19 protein-coding genes are annotated in these 18,693 nt (G+C 40.5%); 5 read left to right on the forward strand and 14 right to left on the reverse strand.

Translation table 11 applies throughout. The features are described 5' to 3' along the window. Positions 1 to 168 precede the first annotated feature (168 nt). Entirely contained in the window at positions 169 to 1,938 is a 1,770-nt protein-coding gene (locus HNR31_RS05120; protein WP_181555185.1) for a B12-binding domain-containing radical SAM protein, read from the forward strand. 8 nt (positions 1,939 to 1,946) lie between these two features. On the opposite strand, the gene HNR31_RS05125 is transcribed toward HNR31_RS05120, so the two are convergent. From HNR31_RS05125 to HNR31_RS05135, 3 genes are read right to left on the reverse strand one after another with little or no spacing between them, the layout of a single operon-like run. Further along, the gene (locus HNR31_RS05125; protein ID WP_181555186.1) at positions 1,947 to 2,093 is read right to left on the reverse strand and encodes a hypothetical protein; all 147 of its coding nucleotides are present in this window, start codon (positions 2,091 to 2,093) and stop codon (positions 1,947 to 1,949) included. Next, the gene (locus tag HNR31_RS05130; protein WP_181555187.1) at positions 2,090 to 2,245 is read right to left on the reverse strand and encodes a hypothetical protein; all 156 of its coding nucleotides are present in this window, start codon (positions 2,243 to 2,245) and stop codon (positions 2,090 to 2,092) included. Before HNR31_RS05130 ends, HNR31_RS05125 begins: the two co-directional genes overlap by 4 nt. 23 nt (positions 2,246 to 2,268) lie before the next feature. Further along, entirely contained in the window at positions 2,269 to 2,412 is a 144-nt protein-coding gene (locus HNR31_RS05135) for a hypothetical protein (protein WP_181555188.1), read from the reverse strand. 99 nt (positions 2,413 to 2,511) lie between these two features. On the opposite strand from HNR31_RS05135, the gene HNR31_RS05140 reads away from it, so the two are divergent. Then, positions 2,512 to 2,856, forward strand: coding sequence for a DUF3905 domain-containing protein (locus HNR31_RS05140; protein WP_181555189.1), 345 nt, complete (start codon positions 2,512 to 2,514; stop codon positions 2,854 to 2,856). A 33-nt stretch (positions 2,857 to 2,889) separates the two neighbouring features. Here the strand turns inward: HNR31_RS05140 and HNR31_RS05145 are convergent, their stop codons facing one another. From HNR31_RS05145 to HNR31_RS05175, 7 genes are all read right to left on the reverse strand, one after another. After that, on the reverse strand, positions 2,890 to 4,026 hold the full coding sequence (locus tag HNR31_RS05145; protein ID WP_181555190.1) for a zinc-dependent alcohol dehydrogenase: 1,137 nt from the start codon (positions 4,024 to 4,026) through the stop codon (positions 2,890 to 2,892). Continuing rightward, positions 4,023 to 5,285 (reverse strand): MFS transporter, encoded by a 1,263-nt coding sequence (locus HNR31_RS05150; protein ID WP_181555191.1) that lies wholly within the window; start codon positions 5,283 to 5,285, stop codon positions 4,023 to 4,025. The genes HNR31_RS05145 and HNR31_RS05150 overlap by 4 nt, the downstream gene beginning before the upstream one ends. Before the next feature lie 117 nt (positions 5,286 to 5,402). Continuing rightward, positions 5,403 to 6,230, reverse strand: coding sequence for a carbohydrate ABC transporter permease (locus HNR31_RS05155; RefSeq protein WP_181555192.1), 828 nt, complete (start codon positions 6,228 to 6,230; stop codon positions 5,403 to 5,405). Between the two features lie 13 nt (positions 6,231 to 6,243). Further along, entirely contained in the window at positions 6,244 to 7,143 is a 900-nt protein-coding gene (locus HNR31_RS05160) for a carbohydrate ABC transporter permease (RefSeq protein ID WP_181555193.1), read from the reverse strand. Between the two features lie 139 nt (positions 7,144 to 7,282). Continuing rightward, positions 7,283 to 8,554, reverse strand: coding sequence for an ABC transporter substrate-binding protein (locus tag HNR31_RS05165; RefSeq protein ID WP_181555194.1), 1,272 nt, complete (start codon positions 8,552 to 8,554; stop codon positions 7,283 to 7,285). Between the two features lie 57 nt (positions 8,555 to 8,611). Then, positions 8,612 to 10,711: an amylo-alpha-1,6-glucosidase gene (locus tag HNR31_RS05170; RefSeq protein WP_181555195.1), complete on the reverse strand. Its 2,100-nt coding sequence runs from the start codon at positions 10,709 to 10,711 to the stop codon at positions 8,612 to 8,614. Between the two features lie 118 nt (positions 10,712 to 10,829). Beyond that, positions 10,830 to 11,846 (reverse strand): LacI family DNA-binding transcriptional regulator, encoded by a 1,017-nt coding sequence (locus HNR31_RS05175; RefSeq protein ID WP_181555196.1) that lies wholly within the window; start codon positions 11,844 to 11,846, stop codon positions 10,830 to 10,832. A 193-nt stretch (positions 11,847 to 12,039) separates the two neighbouring features. Here HNR31_RS05175 and HNR31_RS05180 point away from each other — a divergent pair, with 193 nt between their 5' ends. Further along, the gene (locus tag HNR31_RS05180) at positions 12,040 to 12,249 is read left to right on the forward strand and encodes an alpha/beta-type small acid-soluble spore protein (protein ID WP_181555197.1); all 210 of its coding nucleotides are present in this window, start codon (positions 12,040 to 12,042) and stop codon (positions 12,247 to 12,249) included. A 465-nt stretch (positions 12,250 to 12,714) separates the two neighbouring features. Here the strand turns inward: HNR31_RS05180 and HNR31_RS19235 are convergent, their stop codons facing one another. The 4 genes from HNR31_RS19235 to HNR31_RS05200 form a co-directional block, all read right to left on the reverse strand. Continuing rightward, positions 12,715 to 12,834: a ferritin-like domain-containing protein gene (locus HNR31_RS19235; protein WP_181555198.1), complete on the reverse strand. Its 120-nt coding sequence runs from the start codon at positions 12,832 to 12,834 to the stop codon at positions 12,715 to 12,717. A gap of 127 nt (positions 12,835 to 12,961) precedes the next feature. Beyond that, positions 12,962 to 14,053, reverse strand: coding sequence for an anti-sigma factor domain-containing protein (locus HNR31_RS05190; protein WP_181555199.1), 1,092 nt, complete (start codon positions 14,051 to 14,053; stop codon positions 12,962 to 12,964). Then, on the reverse strand, positions 14,050 to 14,799 hold the full coding sequence (sigI, locus tag HNR31_RS05195) for an RNA polymerase sigma factor SigI (protein ID WP_228485608.1): 750 nt from the start codon (positions 14,797 to 14,799) through the stop codon (positions 14,050 to 14,052). The genes HNR31_RS05190 and sigI overlap by 4 nt, the downstream gene beginning before the upstream one ends. A gap of 185 nt (positions 14,800 to 14,984) precedes the next feature. Continuing rightward, positions 14,985 to 16,400 (reverse strand): amino acid permease, encoded by a 1,416-nt coding sequence (locus HNR31_RS05200; RefSeq protein ID WP_181555201.1) that lies wholly within the window; start codon positions 16,398 to 16,400, stop codon positions 14,985 to 14,987. 391 nt (positions 16,401 to 16,791) lie between these two features. Between HNR31_RS05200 and HNR31_RS05205 the strand changes: the two genes are divergently transcribed. Together HNR31_RS05205 and HNR31_RS05210 are read left to right on the forward strand one after the other, a co-directional pair. Beyond that, entirely contained in the window at positions 16,792 to 17,136 is a 345-nt protein-coding gene (locus HNR31_RS05205; protein WP_181555202.1) for a DUF485 domain-containing protein, read from the forward strand. Next, positions 17,136 to 18,677: a solute symporter family protein gene (locus HNR31_RS05210; RefSeq protein ID WP_181555203.1), complete on the forward strand. Its 1,542-nt coding sequence runs from the start codon at positions 17,136 to 17,138 to the stop codon at positions 18,675 to 18,677. The genes HNR31_RS05205 and HNR31_RS05210 overlap by 1 nt, the downstream gene beginning before the upstream one ends. The last annotated feature ends 16 nt before the right edge of the window (positions 18,678 to 18,693 follow it).

An 18,693-nucleotide genomic window follows, 5' to 3' on the forward strand; every position in this document is an offset into this window, starting at 1 on the left:
CAACAACTATCAATCATTATATATTCTTCATCAAAACATTTACTCCTTCTACACCTTTTGGAATAAAAATCCCCACAATTCGACAATGTTTTTTTTATTTCTCTTTTGTCTAAAATGTGTTATATTAAAATGTTGTTTTTAAATGCTCTGATGAAGGAGTTTGTACGTATGAACATTATTTGTACTACACTAAATGCAAAGTATATTCATACCAACTTAGCGATTCGTTATTTAAAAGCATACGCTCAACCGGAATTTGATGTCCAAATTGTCGAATATACCATTAAAGACCCTGCCATGAACATTGTCACCGATCTTTACCAACGAAAACCTGATATCATTGGTTTTAGTTGCTATATTTGGAATATTGAAGAAACAATTAAAGTGATTAAAATGCTCAAAAAAATTGCCCCCGACATTACCATTGTGGTCGGCGGCCCTGAAGTGTCGTATGATGTGCGCGAGTGGCTTGAAAAGGTACCCGAGTTTGATTTTATTGTCATTGGCGAAGGGGAAGAGACGTTCAAACAATTTTTATTTCAAATGCATGGAGAGCAAGATTTCACCGCTGTCCACGGGTTGGCGTTTCGTCAAGATGGAAATATCATTATTAATCCACAGCGAAACAAAATCAATTTGGCAAACATGCCATCACCGTTTCGTTTTCCAGAAGACATTCCTCATTTATCCAAACGCATTACGTATGTAGAGACAAGCCGCGGCTGTCCATTTAGTTGTCAATTTTGTTTGTCGTCCATTGAAGTCGGCGTCCGCTATTTCGACCGTGAAAAAGTGAAAGACGACATTCGTTATTTAATGAAACATGGGGCGCGAACGATCAAGTTCGTCGACCGAACGTTTAACATTAGCCGCAGCTATGCGATGGACATGTTTCAATTTCTCATTGAAGAACACGTTCCGGGAACAGTATTTCAGTTTGAGATCACAGCGGATATTATGCGCCCTGAAGTCATTGAATTTTTAAATAAAGAAGCTCCTCCGGGACTGTTTCGTTTTGAAATCGGCGTTCAATCGACAAACGATGAAGTAAACAAGCTCGTCATGCGCAAGCAAAATTTCGAAAAATTAACTCGTACAGTAACAATGGTAAAAGAAGGAGGAAAAATCGCCCAGCACCTTGATTTAATCGCAGGGCTTCCAGAAGAAGACTACACATCATTTCGCAAAACATTTAACGACGTATTTGCCCTTCGCCCGGAAGAATTGCAGCTTGGCTTTTTAAAAATGCTGCGCGGCACCGGTCTTCGTCTTCGCGCCGCAGATCACGGATATGTTTTTATGGATCATGCTCCATACGAAGTGTTGCAAAATAATGTTCTTTCCTTCGATGACATCATCCGCATCAAACAAGTGGAAGATGTATTAGAAAAATATTGGAACGCCCACCGTATGGATGAAACAATTGAATATTTAGTGAGCCATGTATTTCCGACACCATTTGATTTCTTCCAGCAATTCGGCACATACTGGGACGAACGCGGCTGGGCGCGCATCGGTCATCAACTCGAAGACTTATTCCGCCGCCTGCATGAATTTTTACAGGCAAAAAATATAAAGGAACTGCCGACAGTAGAAGCGTTAATGAAATATGACTATTTGCGCAACCAAAAGCATAAACCGCGCAAACCATGGTGGGAAGAAAAAACAGATAAAGAGCTGCGCACCAACCTTTATCGCCAACTGTTAGAAGAACCGGCATTGTTAGGAGAAAAATTCGTCTCACTCCAACTAAACGAGAAAGATTTGTTTAAACATACCGTCATGGAAATTGTTCCGCTTGATGTACAGCATTATGCCGAAACAAAAGAAATTCGCCATATTCCAACCGTCATGATTGCTTATTTTGATCCTATTCAGTTACAAACAATCATCTTTTCCGCTTCGTTATCGGCGTTTCAAGCAACAACAAAAAAGTAGGGGCATCCCTACTTTTTCTTTTTCTTCCGTTTTGTCTCTTCTATTAACTGGATCATTTGATGGGCATTGAAATCTCCAAACTCAAACGCAAATTCCTCACGAGTTTCGTTACGGTTGCGTCCTGTCTCACGATGATTCGTTTTATCGGTTGTCATTCTCCTTGCCGCCCTTTTTTCGAGTTGCGGTTCGCCCTGCGACTCATATCTTCTTCACCTGCATATTGTGCCGCGAATTCCGTATCAGGCAAACTTTCTTTCGGCGTTTTGTTATTGTTTTTCGCCGCATCAAATCCGACTTTTCGTTTCATACTTTATCTCCTTCCTATTTGTTTCACTTTTTTAGACCTGCTTTGTGCTTATACGCAATGAGGACAATTTCTTCCCCTGTTTCTTCTCGCAACGTCTTTTCTAGCTCTCGTACTTTTCTTAGAGCTTGTTCTTGGAGATTCGCTACAGGAAATGAGTCACTTTTCACGGATATCCCCCTTTTCGTTTTTATTACTTTCCGTAAAAGACGTCATTTTTATTCATAACCGATGACGTATCCGGTCACACTACGAATGAGGTGATCACATTGCGCAACGAAAAAGAAATTGAATCACCGATTCTCGATGAGACCCAGCCGCATCAAATTCATGCTCCCTCCTTCAAAGGAACGGGCATTAAAATGCAGCCGCCGTTTATTAACAAATACGGGGTTGTGATTGGCGACAGCAAATACAATTCACCAAACTCACCGCTCAATCAATGGAGCGATGAAACCGATCCTAGCATTATGTCTGGCAACGAGTGGGTGCATCCAACGAATGACATCGGTTGGAACACCGAGGAAAATCGCGAGCTACTTGAAGCCAAAAGGCGACCACAAGCCGCTCCATTTATGCATCCGAGCATCGATACAAGCTACGGACAAGATTAAAGGGATATCCTCATAAAGAGGTATCCCTTTTTCTTATGGCTTTAAGACCACTTTAATGCATCCATCTTTCTTTTCATCAAAAATTTCATAAGCATGTTTTGCTTCGTCTAATGGAAGGCGATGGCTGATGATATCGGTCGGGTCGAACTTTCCTTCAACAATCCATTCGTACAATGTTGGTATATAATGAATGACTGGAGCCTGTCCCATTTTTACCGTAATGTTGCGAGCAAATAAATCCCCCAGTGGAAATTGATTGTATCGCGAACCGTATACGCCGACCAGCTGAATCGTTCCGCCTTTTCTTACGGCTTGTGACGCAATGACAATGGCTCCCATCGCTCCACCTTGTAATTTTAACGCTGAACCAAGCATCTCAAGAGGGGTCATTTTTCCGTCTAACCCGACGCAGTCAATTACCACATCTGCACCGCCTCCAGTAATTTCCTTTATATATTCTCCGACATTTTCATATTGTGTAAAATCAAGCGTTTCAACTCGATTCGTTTTTCGTGCATGCTCCAATCGATAGTCTATATAATCAACAGCAATGACCCGCTTTGCCCCTTTCATCCAAGCAAATTTTTGCGTTAACAATCCAACCGGACCGCAACCTAACACCACGACTGTATCGCCATCTTTTACCCCTGCCTCATCAACTCCCCAAAATGCCGTCGGAATAATATCAGATAAAAATAGCAATTTCTCATCTTCCAATTCGCAATCTTCCGGAATAACAAACGGAGCAAAATTAGCGAACGGCACACGCAAATACTCCGCCTGTCCTCCGGGATAGCCGCCGAATGTTTCCGAATAACCGAAATATGCCCCCGTTTCCCCGTTCGGATTCGAAGCATCACATTGACTTTCTAAATGGTTCTGACAATACCAACATCGGCCGCATGCGATCGTAAACGGAATAATGACGCGGTCGCATTTTTTCACTTTCGTCACATTCGGTCCAACTTCCTCGACGATTCCCATCGGTTCATGTCCGATAATAAAATCGTGCGGCATATTTGGAATCATTCCATGAATAAGATGAAGGTCAGAACCGCAAATAGCGGTGCTCGTAATTTTCACAATGATATCATCTGGCTTTAAAATCGATGGAGCTGGCATCTGTTTCACTTGCACATCTTTTATGCCTTGAAACGTAACAGCTTTCATCCTATTTCCCTTCCTTCTTTTTCAGGTTTGATCGCCATCAATGTGATGATGCTAGACAGCACGCATAATCCAGCAAAACCATAAAACATCGTATTCGTCGCTTGTTTCATTAACAGTGCTGCAACAGGCGGTCCTGCTGCAACACCAATAAACCGCATCGAACTATAAAACGACGTTACCGTCCCCCGCTCCTTTTTCTCAATTCCCTCCGTAATCAAAGCATCTAAACAAGGAAGCACGATTCCAATGCCGACACCTGATACAAAAAAAAGAGCTATCATCCACCAAAGCTGCCGAAACATAAATGCGAATGCAATCGTCGCTGCAGCAATGACTCCGCCAATAACGATGAGCCATTTCATAAGTCGTTTATTTTTTCCTATTTTCTTTCCTGTTATAAAGGAAGCCACACAAAGAGCGCCAAGCGGAATAGCTAATATCCATCCTTTTTTTAGTCCATCAATCCCGTAATCATCTTCTAGCATGCTCGATAAAAAAAAGAGCTCCCCGAATAAAACGAACATAAAAGCTCCCCCGATGAAAAAAACGGCATAAAGCCAGCGTCCTTCCCGATAAAAAATCGCTTTTACATTGCGCAAAAACTCGCGAAATGGCGGCGGTTGTTCCATTTTAGTTGGAGACTTCACAAAAAAAATCATCATCACAATTGAAATCGCGCAAAACAACGGAAATGCAAAAAACAGCAAAAACCAAATGATCCCAGCTAGCACAGATCCTACTATTGGACTTGCCACTTTTCCAAATGTATTCGCGGTTTCAATCGTCCCTAAACAACTGCTGGCTTCACTGTCTTTTTTGAACAAATCACCGACAAGCGGTAATACGATCGGGAACGCTCCTGCTGCTCCTATCCCTTGCAGCATGCGCCCAACGAGAATCATTCCATATGGTTCACTCATCTTCCATGATGCCCATCCGGAAATAATCCCCCCGGCTGCCGCAATGAATAAGCTAGGGATGATCACCTTTTTTCGTCCGATTCGATCACTGAAATATCCAGCAATCGGAATTAACAGAATCGCAACAATAGAATAAACAGTAATGAGCAAACTCGACTGAAATGAAGTAATCTGCAATTGTTTTTCAATTGTTGGCAATACAGGAATCAGCATTGAGTTTCCAAGCGTCATGACTAACGGAATTGAGGCCAGGGAAGCAATGGTCCATCCTTTGCCTGAAATGTTATTCCCCTTTCGTTCCCTGCTCATCTGTTGTGACATCTTCTCTGTCCATTCCATTTACCATTCCTGCCTTATCGTTTATTATTCATCTTTTCACATTTTTATCATCTCCGTTTTCCTCTTTTACATTCGAAACACAAAAAACCTCGCCTAGGAAAAGGCAAGGTTTTTCCATCATTTACTACCTGTAAACGAAATTCCTTTAATAAAATAACGATTGAAAAACGCATAAATGACTAATACTGGCAATGTAAACACCATTGAAGCCGCCATAATGTAATTCCAGTAGCTAATGTATTGCCCTTTAAAGCTATTTAAGCCAAGCGGCAATGTAAAGAGCTGCGGGTCAGAAAGAATAATGAGCGGGCGCATAAAATCATTCCATGAACCCATAAATACAAAAATTGCTTGTGCAGCTAATGCTGGACGAGCGAGCGGCAAAACAATCCGGAAAAAAATACCGAGCCGGCTAAGCCCATCTAATGCTGCCGCTTCTTCTAGCTCTTTTGGAAAATTAATAAAAAACTGCCGCATCATAAAAATAAACGTCGCATTGATCATCGTCGGCACAATCATCCCTTGATAAGAATTCAACCAGCCAAGCTGTTTTAAAATTAAATAGTTCGGAATCATTGTGACTTGTACCGGAATCATTAATACCGCCAAGATGATGATAAACAACGGTTTCTTTCCGGGAAATTGCAACCGTGCTAACGCATAGCCAGCCATCGAATTAAACAATAAGTTTAACAAAGTAACAGTTACCGCAATGATAACACTATTGAACAACCAACGCGGGAACATTTTTTGCTCAATAAAAATTTGTTTATAATTGTCCAGTGTAAAGTGTTTTGGAATAAAATGAATCGTTCCGCTAACAATTTCTTCAAGTGTTTTAAACGAAGAAGACAGCGCCCATAAAAACGGAATCAGCGTAATCACCGCGTAGACAACAAGAATGACATACAGAAAAACCTTTCCAATCCCAGCTTTCTTTTTCATTGCATTTCCCCCCTTAATAGAGAGACTCTTCTTTTGAAAATTTCCGTTGCAATAACGTCGCCACTAAAATGATAATTGCTAAAGCAAACGCCAGTGCCGCTGCATATCCCATTGTTCCTAACGTTTTAAACGCATATTGGTAAATGAGAAGAACGACCGTTAATGTCGAATTGTTTGGCCCACCCGAACCAGAGGAGAAAATATACGACTGATCAAATAATTGGAACGTGCCAATCAATCCCATAATCACAACAAACGATGTGACCGGCCGTAAATATGGCACTGTTACGTACCAAAACTTTTGTAACGCATTCGCTCCATCAAGTTCGGCTGCCTCATAAAGCGAATCAGGCACCTCTTGCAATGCCGCTAAATAAATGACCATAAAGAACGGGGCTGTTGACCAAATGTTCATGACCATAATCGCGTTAAGCGCTATGTCTGGATCGCCTAACCAGTTATACGTCGGCAAACCGATCGCTTTTAAAAAATGGTTAATCAATCCGTTTTGGTTATACATCCACATAAAAATGAGCGTTAACACCGTTGAAGAAGTGAGCGTCGGTAAAAAATAAACAATCCGGAAAAATTTTTGTCCTTTTAGTCCTGCATTTAACGTCGCTGCTAACACGAGCGCTAACATCGTTTGACACGGTACAACGATGATGACGTATTTCACCGTATTCCATAATGCAATTTTTGCCCGTGTATCCTCCAGCATTCTTTGGAAATTGTCGATTCCTACAAATTGAAATGTTGTTGTCCCAAGCAATTGTACTTTATGAAATGCGAGAAAAATGGCAAATACAATCGGACCGATGATAAACAAAAGCAAAACAAACAACGTTGGTGAAAGTAATAAATAGCCAGCACCTGCTTCGCGCCACTCTTTCTTCGAAAATGCTCGTTTCATCTCATTCCTCTCCCTTTGCCAAAGAGAATTCACTAAGCTATTCCCCTCTTTCTAGCAAGGACATAGCCATTACTAGAAAGAAGGGAACAGCCCAATTGCTTCGCTCTGATAGAAGGAATCCTTCTACCAGAACATTACATTACTTGCTTTCAATTTCTTTATTCGCTGTTTCTTGTGCTTCTTTTAACGCTTCATCTAAAGGACGTTCTCCTAAGAAAGCACTTACAAATTGGTTATTAAAGTTGTTCATGATAATTGGTAAGTTCGTTCCATTCTGCCATACGGTTGCATAAGAAGCACCAGCAACAAGCGGACCACGCAATGGATCTTTATCATACCCTAACTCTGCAGCAACAGACTTCCTTGTCGGTAGTGCGTATCCTTTACTTGTCCATGTCTTCATTCCTTCTTTACCCGTTAAGTATGAGATTAATTCCCATGCGGCTTTCTTTTTCTTTGAATCTTTGTTCATCACATAAGCAACAGTGTAAGCCATTGTCGCTTTTTTGCCGTTAATCGTTGGAATTTCTGCAGTTCCATATTCTAAATTCGGGAACGTATCTTGTAAAAATGGAATCGCCCAGTTTCCTTCAATGACCATTGCCGCTTTTCCTTGCCCGAACATCTCGCCGCCCCAGCCGGCTCCTGCTTCACTTGGTTGAGCCGCTGATTTATCTTTCAAATGCATATCCACAATCGGTTGAAGTGCTTCGACCACTTTTGGATCGGCAAAGCTCGCTTTATTATCGGTTACGACTTTGCCTCCCTTTGACTCGGCGATATAGTATAGGCGCGCTAATTCAGGAGCAACACCAAGCCCGTATACTTTTGTCCCTTTTGTTAATTTCTTCGCTGCTTCGCGAAGCTCATCCCATGTTTTCGGCACATCGACACCCGCTTCTTGGAACATTTTTTTGTTGTAAAATAACGCTAATGTCGAATAGTCTTTCGGAAAGCCGTAAATCTTTCCGTCTTTTCCTTTAAACGCATCGAGTAACGGCTTTTCGAAATCGTTAATGTCAAAATCATCGGTGACATATTTATCAAGCGGCTCTAGTACTCCCGTTTCAATTAAAGCAGGAGCTTCAAATGCATCAAGATAAAAAACGTCTGGACCTTCGCCGCCGATTAAGCGCGTTTTAATGACATCCATATACTGTTCCGAAATGACTTCAAGTTTGACTTTAATATCGGGATGTTTCGCTTCAAATTCATCTAGCGTTTGTTGCAATAGCTTTTGTTCACTTGGATTTCCACCCCAACCGGCAAGCGTCACTTCGATCTTTTCGTCTTTTCCCCCACTTGTGTCTTCACCTGCCGTCTTTTCATCTCCACCCCCACATCCCGCTAGCATGCTTCCCATTAATACAGACGTAATTCCAACCATTGTTAGCCACTTTTTTCTTTTCATTTCTCGCTACTCCCTTCTTAGTTATTTTATATAGACAGGGGAAAAACCTATCCCCTGTTAGGAAACGATCACATCGTACCCTGTCGTGTTTTCGTGGATTTCTACTTTCATATCTTCTCCTTGGCGAATCACCGTCAGCGACAACCGGCCTTCACCAATCGCCATATTCTCGACTTTTAAAAATTTCATCGAGTCAAGCAATATTGGTGAAAGGCGAATTTCTTTTCGTAAACTATTCGGAAATAGCCCTAACAGCGTTTGAATGAATACAAGCGGCGTTCCGGCTGCCCATGCTTGCGGTGAGCAAGCAACCGGATATTTGACAGGTTTACCTGCCGAACGGCCATATCCACAGAATAGCTCTGGAAGGCGATTGTATTCAAAATGTGCTGCTGCTTCAATCAATCCATTCATCACAACAAGTGCTGCATCCTGTTTTCCTACTTTACTAAGCCCGAGTAAAATGAGGCTATTATCATGTGGCCAAACACTGCCATCATGGTAGCTCATCGGATTGTATCCGGCTTCTCCCTCAGCCATCGTCCGAATACCGTATCCAGAAAACATTTTTGCTGACAGTAACATGTCAATGACAGCGTTGCATCGATCTTTATCAAGCATATCAGCAAATAAGACATGCCCCGGATTCGATGTAATCGTACCCACTTGTTGTTTCTCTCCATCTAAAGCAATCGCATAAAACTGGACATCTTCCATCCAAAATGCCTTATCAAACTTTTCTTTTAACTCTTTCGCTTGATGTCGAAGTTCTGCTGCTCGCTCCGGCTCGTTCATCTGCTCAAAAATATCGGCCAGCCCCATCTTCGCTTGATACACATATCCTTGTACTTCTACAAGCGCAATCGGCGATTTCGCATACTCTCCATTGCGGTGAACAATCGAGTCACCGGAATCTTTCCATCCTTGATTCGCAATGCCCTTGCTTGATTCTTGATGATACTCAACAAATCCATCACCATCACGGTCGCCATATTGATCGATCCACTCAAGCGCTGCGTCAATATGCTCTCTTAATTGACAGACGATGCCATTATCACCCGTCCACTTCACGTATTCCGTTAACAACACAAGGAATAACGGTGTTGCATCAATCGTTCCGTAATACGGCGTAAACGGAATTTGGTTCGTATTCGCTAACTCCCCAAAACGCAATTCATGCATAATTTTTCCCGGCTGTTCATCTCGCCAATGGTCAAGACGTTTTCCCTGATATTGCGCCATGGTGACTAATGTTCCTTTAGCAACTTTCGGGTTAAACGGAAGCATTTGTAACGCCGCGATTAAGCTATCGCGTCCGAATGGAACTCCAAACCAAGGAAGACCAGCCACCGGAAATTGACCGTATCCTAAATCAGTCAACAACACACGCAAATCATTAATGCCCCGGTCAACAAGACGTTGGAGCGGCTCATAATCTGTCGTTATCTTTGTAATCTGTTTCTCCCAATCCATATAAGAAGATTTGAGCTGATCCAGTGCCGCGTCACAATCCATCATCATTTCTCTTTCCGCTTCATTTCCAATTTGGGGGTGAATCATGAGTGTGACCGCTTGCTCTTCCGCATGGCCGAGAGAAAAGGAAAAGGCGATTTCTCCTTTTTCAGACACTGATTTTGCTTGGCGGTCCCAAATAATTTTTGTCGCTCGCTTGATCCCATCCGCTCCTTCATAATGAAATGTTAATGCATTTCCTTCGATCGTTTGACCTACCCGCATTCCTACGTTTCCTGTCTGAAATCCCCGAACAATGAACATATCAGCAAAATCAGCATCAACATGAACACTTAGTTCGAATTCCACACTTTTTGGAAAATAATTTTTCAACTTAATCGTTTCATAAAGAACCTCGTCATAAATAAAGCGCTTTCTTTCGATCTCTACCGATTCTCTCCATAAAACAATTTCTCCATTTTTTTCAATCGGTGGATTCGTTAGTAAAATCGTCGCTACATAATTTTCCGCGGCATCGGAAGATAATAAAATCGGCTCTTTCCCATTAATTCGTAACGCAAATTCACTTAAAAAGCGTGTATCTTTTGTATACAATCCTAACCCGTACGGATGATGTTTCGGAATATTGCCTTTTTCATCTGTCAGCAAAAATACGTCATTTTCTTTAATCACACGATAGCCCATTAAAACCCTCCTGTTACCGAAACGTTTTGGATTTTGAGAAATTTTACTCCAAAACGTTTTCGATTTTTGATAAAACTCTTCCAAAACGTTTTGAATCGCTGGCCAGTTAAAAACCACACTATTTGTGGTTTTTAACTGTCGATTCGCGCATTTTTAATTCTGTTTCCAAAATTCTAACATGAGATTGTGCCTTTCCTTCTAACATTTGAATGAGCAATTTCGCCGCTTCATAGCCCATCGCAAATTTATTTTGGGCGATTGTCGATAACGTTGGAGTCGCATAAGAAGCAAGAATAATATCATCATATCCGATAACGGCCACATCGTCTGGCACTCGCTTGCCGAGCTGTTTTACCGCTTTCATAACTCCTAATGCCATCAAATCGCTCGCACAGAAAAATGCCGTAATGTCCGGATATTCTGTCAACAATCGTATTGCTTCTTGTTCCGCTTGTTCTTCTTTAAACGCACCGTTTGCCACCCAATGCTCATAAAACGGTAAATCGGCTTCGAATAACGCCTCTTTGAATCCTTTCAGCCTTTGTTCACTAACAAAGGCATATTCATAGCCATTGATCATAGCAATACACTTGTGGCCTAACTCCACTAAATGTCGGACAGCTTTTTTTGCCCCAAGAACATTATCGGTTGTGACATATCCTACTGTCTCTGATTCAATTGGGATGTCGATGAGGACACACGGAATATCGCTCTCAACTACTTCTTGCAAATACGGATCATCGACTCGAATTCCTTGTAAAATTGCACCATCCACTCGTCGTTCACGGCATAATTGTGTATACGTTTTTTCCCGCTGCTTCGTGGAAGTTGTGCTGAATAAAACCATGTCATAATCCACTTCACCGACATATTGGTTAACTCCTGCCAGTACTTCAAACGTAAAATTGTCTTTAGCGCTTTCCCGAGTCAACCCAGAAACAAGCAAGCCAATCGTTTTGGATTTATTCATGACAAGCCCGCGAGCAAGAGTGTTCGGACTATAATTCAATTGTTTAGCAATATCGATGATTTTTTGTCTCGTTTTTTCATTTACATCAGAATACCCATTCAATGCTCTTGAAACTGTTGTAATCGAAACTCCAGCAGCTTTAGCAATATCTTTAATCGTTGTCACAGCTCTTCCTCCAAAACGTTTCGGATTGCTCTCTTGATTGGATTATAACCGAAAATGTAAACGATTTCAATCATTTTTCGCCAATCTTCTTTCTATAAATTTACAACTCCTTCTTCAATTCCCATCATACAAATGCTTTTTTTCTCTCATACTAATGATGCAAGACATATCATGAAACAAGGAGGAATAAAACATGGCAAGAACAAGTAACAAATTGCTTGTACCAGGGATTGAACAAGCCCTTGATCAAATAAAATATGAAATCGCTCAAGAGTTTGGTGTACAATTAGGGGCAAATACCGCTTCTCGCTCCAATGGTTCCGTCGGCGGCGAGATTACAAAGCGCTTGGTTGCGCAAGCCCAAAGCCAATTTGCTGGTTCTGCTCATTCAAAAACTGAATAATATGGCTGCATTTAAAACACTTTTTTGCATAAAGAATGATTACGCGCAAATGTATGTATAAAGCAACGCCTTTTTGACGTTAAATTTTTTCATAAAAACTTTATCTACAGAGGCTGCTTCACCTTTTTCGGACAGCCTCTTTCTTCATTCATTGTGATGGTATATTTTCTATCCGGAGTAAACGTTCTTTTCACAATTTACTATCAAGCATAAAATAGAGTATGACTGCCATTTTCAATTCATTTCAACTTTTGAATGAGGATTCCAAATATTTCCCCTTCCTCGTCTTATCCCACAATAAGCAATTTAAAAAAATTGATCCCAGCATATTCACGTTCGTCCACATAATATCCGATACATGCGTTTTGTCACTTCTTTTTCTTCAATAAATGCTTTTCAACACAATCTACCAAAGAAACAAAGTTGTTGTTTCGAGAGTCAAGTCATGCAATAATGCTCGCTCCCTTAACGCATAACAAAATGATAAAATTTCATCGCATGAAAGTGTTCTTCTTCCGCTTGGAAACGGAAAAAATCAGCTAATCCATTCAAGCTTTCCGCAGAGCAATAAGCCGTCATTTCCATATACGCATGCGCAAAAAAATTTAAAATTCATTGCTCGTTTAAGCTACTTAATAATTTCACTTAATCCACCATCCTGACTCTTAATTATAGCAAAAAGCTCCTTCTATAATAGTGGACAAAAAGGTGTTCATCGCCATTGTTCCGTTCGATGCTCTTCTTTTTGACGTACTCCCTTTTGACGTCCTTCCTTTCGATATTCTTCTCTTTGAAATACTCCCTTTTGGTGTCCTTCCTTTCGATATTCTTCTCTTTGAAATACTTCCTTTTGGCGTCCTTCCTTTCGATATTCTTCTTTTTGACGCACTTCCTTTTGCTGTTTTTCTGCCCTTAGTTTTATTACTTTTTCTTTTTTCTCTGGTTGAAATGAGCGTTCTTCTTGTTTTAATAAATATCCCTTTTCCTCTATCTTTTTGTGTAACGATTGTTTTGGTGTCAGCTGTTTTTCAGAATGGTTTTCCAATTCTTTTTTTAATTGCTTTTCTTCTTTTTTATGATTTGATTCTGTAGGAGCATTGGGCTTAGATTTTTGTAATAAAGGAGTATCGCTTTTTTGTTTTGTCTCTCCTTCATTTTTTTCTTTTTTCTTTTCTATCTGCAAAAATTTTCCTGTTGTTATCCCTTTTTTTATAGCTTCCTTTCGTACCCCCATCGTGCTTGTTGTAGTTTTTACCACAATATTTTTTTGTTGATACGACCGCTGAATTTTCGTTAATTCTGTTGATAGTTCATGTGAAGAATTACGATGATGTTCTTTTTCAACGGTGGCAATTAACACTTGTCCCCCTTTTTGTAAATAGCCTCTCTTCATGCTTAATTCAATAATTTCCCTGGTAACGTCAACAAATTTCTTTTTATTCCAATCGGAAAGACGAGACACGATATCTTTTCCTTCCCGATTATACGCTTGTATTTTGAGCACTTGTAACTGCTCATTGACCCCAATTTCAACGCTCGGATTAATATCAATGGACATATAAGCATACACTTCATTTGAAGGAAGATGAAACAATGTAGCAAAAATAAGCACACATGCAGCCACAAGACTTAGAATTACATATCGAAGCGAATGATGGCGAACAATGGGTTTCCCCATCACCGTTCCTTCAATTTCTTCTCCAATTTCGCAGTCGTGTTCATTTTTTACTTGAACAAACTCTCCTTCAGGGGTCAATAGCGTAACAAAATCATCATCCACTTCTAATACAATCCCTTTTTTCACGATAGAAGCACCCCTTTTATATAATCTTTTAAATAGACGTAGTCCCCCGCTAAAATAATGGCAACTGCAATAATATATTTTCTATTTCTCTCAATGGTTTTTCGGCTTACTTCTGCCTTTGTCTGCAATTGTTTAATGGGCAATTGTTTTTTCTTAAATAACATTTCACATAATTCTTCATTGTCCACTAACAACTTTGCGACTTTCATAGCATTCAAACGGGCATCTTTATGCTTCGGTGACTGTTCGACTAACTCTTGAAAGCTGAGCCCAAATTCCTTTAGCACTTTCTGATAATGGATGATTTCTTCACGGCGTTGCTCTTGCTCAATTTGCCTGTAAAACTCATCCATCGATAATTTCGTGTCTAAATACGTTTGTGCTAATTCCTCTTCCTCCTCTTTATGTATAATAATGTTTCTTGCTTTTGCTTCTTTCCGAATATAATCAATGGTACGTCGTTTAATTAACAGTTCTGCAAAAGCAATGAAAGATCCCCCTTTGTGAGACGCGTATTTCTCAATTGCTTCATTAAAAGCGATTAACCCAATGCTTAATTCATCATCCCCCTCCCCAATAAATCGTTTACATACACTTGAAACTGTTTTTGCAATAAATGGTTTATATTGATCAATTAATTGATTATGCAGTGTTTTATTTCCACGCTGAATTTCAGCGACTGTTTGTTCAATCGTTTTCTCTTTTTTTATTTTTAATGGAAATAATATACTGAGCATGTACTTCACCTCATTTGTGAAAGAGACGAAAGATACCTCTCCCTTTGAATATCATTCGTACATCTTATCGAACTTTTGTCTGTCATTCAATCGGAAATTTGTTACATCTTTTGATTTCCAATATAAGAAAAAAGACCTTTGCAATGGTGCAAAGGTCTTCGTGTAGAAATTTGTTACAGCATATTTTGTCACGTTTAGCTTACCTTTTCGTTTAAACTTTGTTCATTGTTTAATGTGCTATGCTTGCGACCATAGATAAAGTAAATAACAAGTCCAACGAGCAGCCATGAGACAAAGCCAATCCATGTCATCACTGGCAGCTGTAAAACTAAATAGCCACAAAAAGCAACTGCTAATAACGGAATGAGTGGAACCATTGGTACTTTAAATGCACGTTTTAAGTCTGGTTGTGTTTTCCGTAAAATGAGCACACCGATCGAAACAGTAATAAACGCGAATAGTGTTCCGATATTCGTTAATTCAGCCAATTTACTTAAAGGAACAACTCCAGCAAAGAAAGCGACTAATACGCCTGTTACCCATGTATTCACATACGGAACTTGTCGCACAGGATTTACCTTTGAAAATAACTTTGGTAATAAGCCATCGCGGCTAATCGCATAGAACAAGCGAGTTTGTCCATACATCATCACAAGCAATACTGTGGTAATACCAGCAATCGCTCCTAATGAGATAAAACCAGCGACCCAATCTTGATGAATATAGTTTAACGCAAAAGCAACTGGGTTTTTCACACCGAGTTGATTATAAGGAACAATTCCTGTTAATACGAGCGAAACAGCAATATATAGCAACGTACAAACAACTAAGGAAGCGATAATGCCGATTGGCATGTTCCGTTGCGGGTTACGAACTTCCTCCGCCGCTGTGGAAACAGCATCAAAGCCAATGTAAGCAAAAAATACTGTTGCTGCACCAGCTGCTACCCCTGAGAAACCATATGGCATAAATGGAGTCCAGTTATCTGGTTTTACATACCATACCCCTACAGCTAAAAAGAGAAATACAACCGCTACTTTAATAATTACCATAATCGCATTAAAGCGTGCAGACTTTTTAACGCCACGCGTTAATAAGAACGTAATAAGCAAAACAATGAAAATTGCCGGAACATCGATAAATGTTCCTTTTGCTGGATCGTAAGCGTTTGTCAATGCCTTTGGAAGTTCGATACCGAAGCCAGCAAGCAGACCTTGGAAATAACCGGACCACCCTGCTGCGACGGCAGACGAAGCAATCCCATATTCAAGGATTAAATCCCATCCGAGAATCCAAGCAATTAACTCTCCAAATGCTGCATAGCTGTATGTGTAAGCGCTTCCTGATACAGGTACTGTTGACGCAAACTCAGCATAACATAGAGCCGCGAACACGCAAGCGAGACCGGAAAGAATGAAAGAAAGAACGAGAGCTGGACCAGCATGTTCCGAAGCTGCAACTCCTGTTAGTACGAAAATACCTGTACCGATAATGGCCCCAATTCCAAGCATCGTTAAATCAAATGCACCTAATTCTTTTTTTAACGATGCTCCTTTCCCCCCCGCTTCTTTGAGCAGCACATCAATGGATTTTTTTCTGAATAAATTCATACGTTGTCTCCCCTTGTCGTTTCTCGTTAGAATTTGTTGAAAATTGTTGAAATTTGTTGGATTGTACATAGAAATTCTACATCATTCAATAATTTTTGTAAAGTTAGAAAATAAGAAAAAAAGCAAAAAATACTTTCGCGATTTTATACTTTAACGCAAAAAATAACAAAATTCAACCACTTTCTGCTGCTGGACTTTACTACTTCTTAATATTCTCTTTTTGTTTTACAAATAAGCTACCACTATTTTGAAAGCGGTTATATTTTTATTTAAGTTTTAATTTACAAATTTTTCTGATAAATATATAATGAAATTGTGACAAATTTATGAACATGATGAAAGGAGGATCGTTTGTTTTCTTCCGATTCAAAACAAACAAGGAGGATTTTTTATGGCCATACAGGAACATTCTTCACTACAACAGCACTCTTCTATCGATTACAGCCAGATCGTCCAATCGCCATCGTTTCAACGTTTAATGCGCACAAAGAAACAGTTTATTTTGCCATTATCCTTATTCTTTTTAGCCTTTTACTTTGCCTTGCCGATCTTAACATCCTATTCGAAAGCATTAAACAACCCAGCAATTGGTTCAATTAGCTGGGCTTGGATTTTCGCCTTTGCACAATTTATTATGACATGGACACTGTGTGTTCTGTATTCAAGACGTGCCGCCCATTTCGATGAAATGGTTGAACAAATTAAACGGGAAATAAAGGAAGGAGGCAAGGGATAATGCACGGTTTAGCCTTTTTCTTATTTTTAATCATCGTAGCGTTAACTCTTGTCATTACTTACTTCGCTTCCAAACGGACAAAAACGACAAGCGAATTTTACACAGCTGACAGCAGCTTAACCGGATGGCAAAACGGCCTCGCCATCGCCGGTGATTATATGTCAGCAGCTTCATTTTTAGGTATTGCCGGAATGATTGCTCTCGCTGGATTTGACGGCTTTTTCTACAGTATTGGATTTCTCGTTGCCTATTTAGTCGTTCTATATATTGTTGCGGAACCTTTGCGCAATCTTGGAAAATATACTATGGCTGATATGATTGCTGCTCGCTTCGATGATAAAAAAGTTCGCGGAGTAGCAGCGCTGAACACGATTGCAATTTCTATTTTTTACATGATCGCCCAACTCGTCGGGGCGGGCGGACTGATTAAGCTATTATTGGGGCTTGATTATATTTACTCCGTTTTGATTGTCGGTACGCTCATGACCATTTATGTCGTATTCGGCGGTATGACCGCGACAAGCTGGGTGCAAATCATTAAAGCTGTGTTGCTCATGATAGGCACGTTCATCATTTCCATTATGGTCTTGGCTAAATTCGATTTCAGCTTCATCAAAATGTTCAGCGAAGTCAAAACAGCTACCCCACTTGGAGAATCATTTCTTAACCCAGGCAACAAGTTTAAGGACCCACTTGATACCATTTCATTGAACTTAGCTCTCATCTTAGGAACAGCAGGGCTTCCCCATATTTTAATTCGCTTTTTCACCGTAAAAGACGCGCCAACAGCTCGAAAGTCCGTTGTCCATGCGACATGGATTATTGGATTATTTTATGTCATGACGATTTTCTTGGGATTTGGTGCTGCTGCATTTGTCGGTTATGATAAAATTGTCGCAGCAAACCCAGCAGGAAATATGGCGGCTCCGTTATTAGCGGAAGCGCTCGGTGGCGATTTCTTGTTTGCCTTTGTATCTGCTGTGGCATTTGCAACGATTTTAGCAGTTGTGGCCGGCCTTGTATTATCCGCTGCATCAGCGTTTGCTCACGATTTCTACAGCCATATTATTCGCCGCGGCGAAGCGACAGAAAAAGAACAAATGGTAGCGGCACGCTGGGCTTCTGTCGGTGTCGCTGTACTCTCGATCCTTTTAGCGCTATTTGCGCAAAAAATGAACGTTGCTTTCCTTGTTTCGTTAGCGTTTGCTGTCGCTGCTAGCGCCAACTTGCCAATCATCCTGTTGACCATTTTCTGGCGCCGCTTTAATACAACGGGAGCCGTAACCGGAATGCTTGTTGGATTATTCAGTTCATTATTGCTCGTCGCCCTTAGTCCAAACGTTTGGTCCCCACAACCAGGAGCGGCGATTCTCGTCGGTGATCCTATCTTTAAATTGGCCAATCCAGGAATCGTATCGATTCCACTAGGATTTATCGCGGCGATTGTCGGCACATTGCTATCTTCGAAAAACGCCGACAGCAAGAAATTTGATGAAATTCTCGTGAAAGCGAATACAGGAATTAAGGAACTAACAAATTAAATGGGGAAAGCCTCAT

Source organism: Thermaerobacillus caldiproteolyticus (assembly GCF_013761245.1).
Classification (GTDB): domain Bacteria; phylum Bacillota; class Bacilli; order Bacillales; family Anoxybacillaceae; genus Thermaerobacillus; species Thermaerobacillus caldiproteolyticus.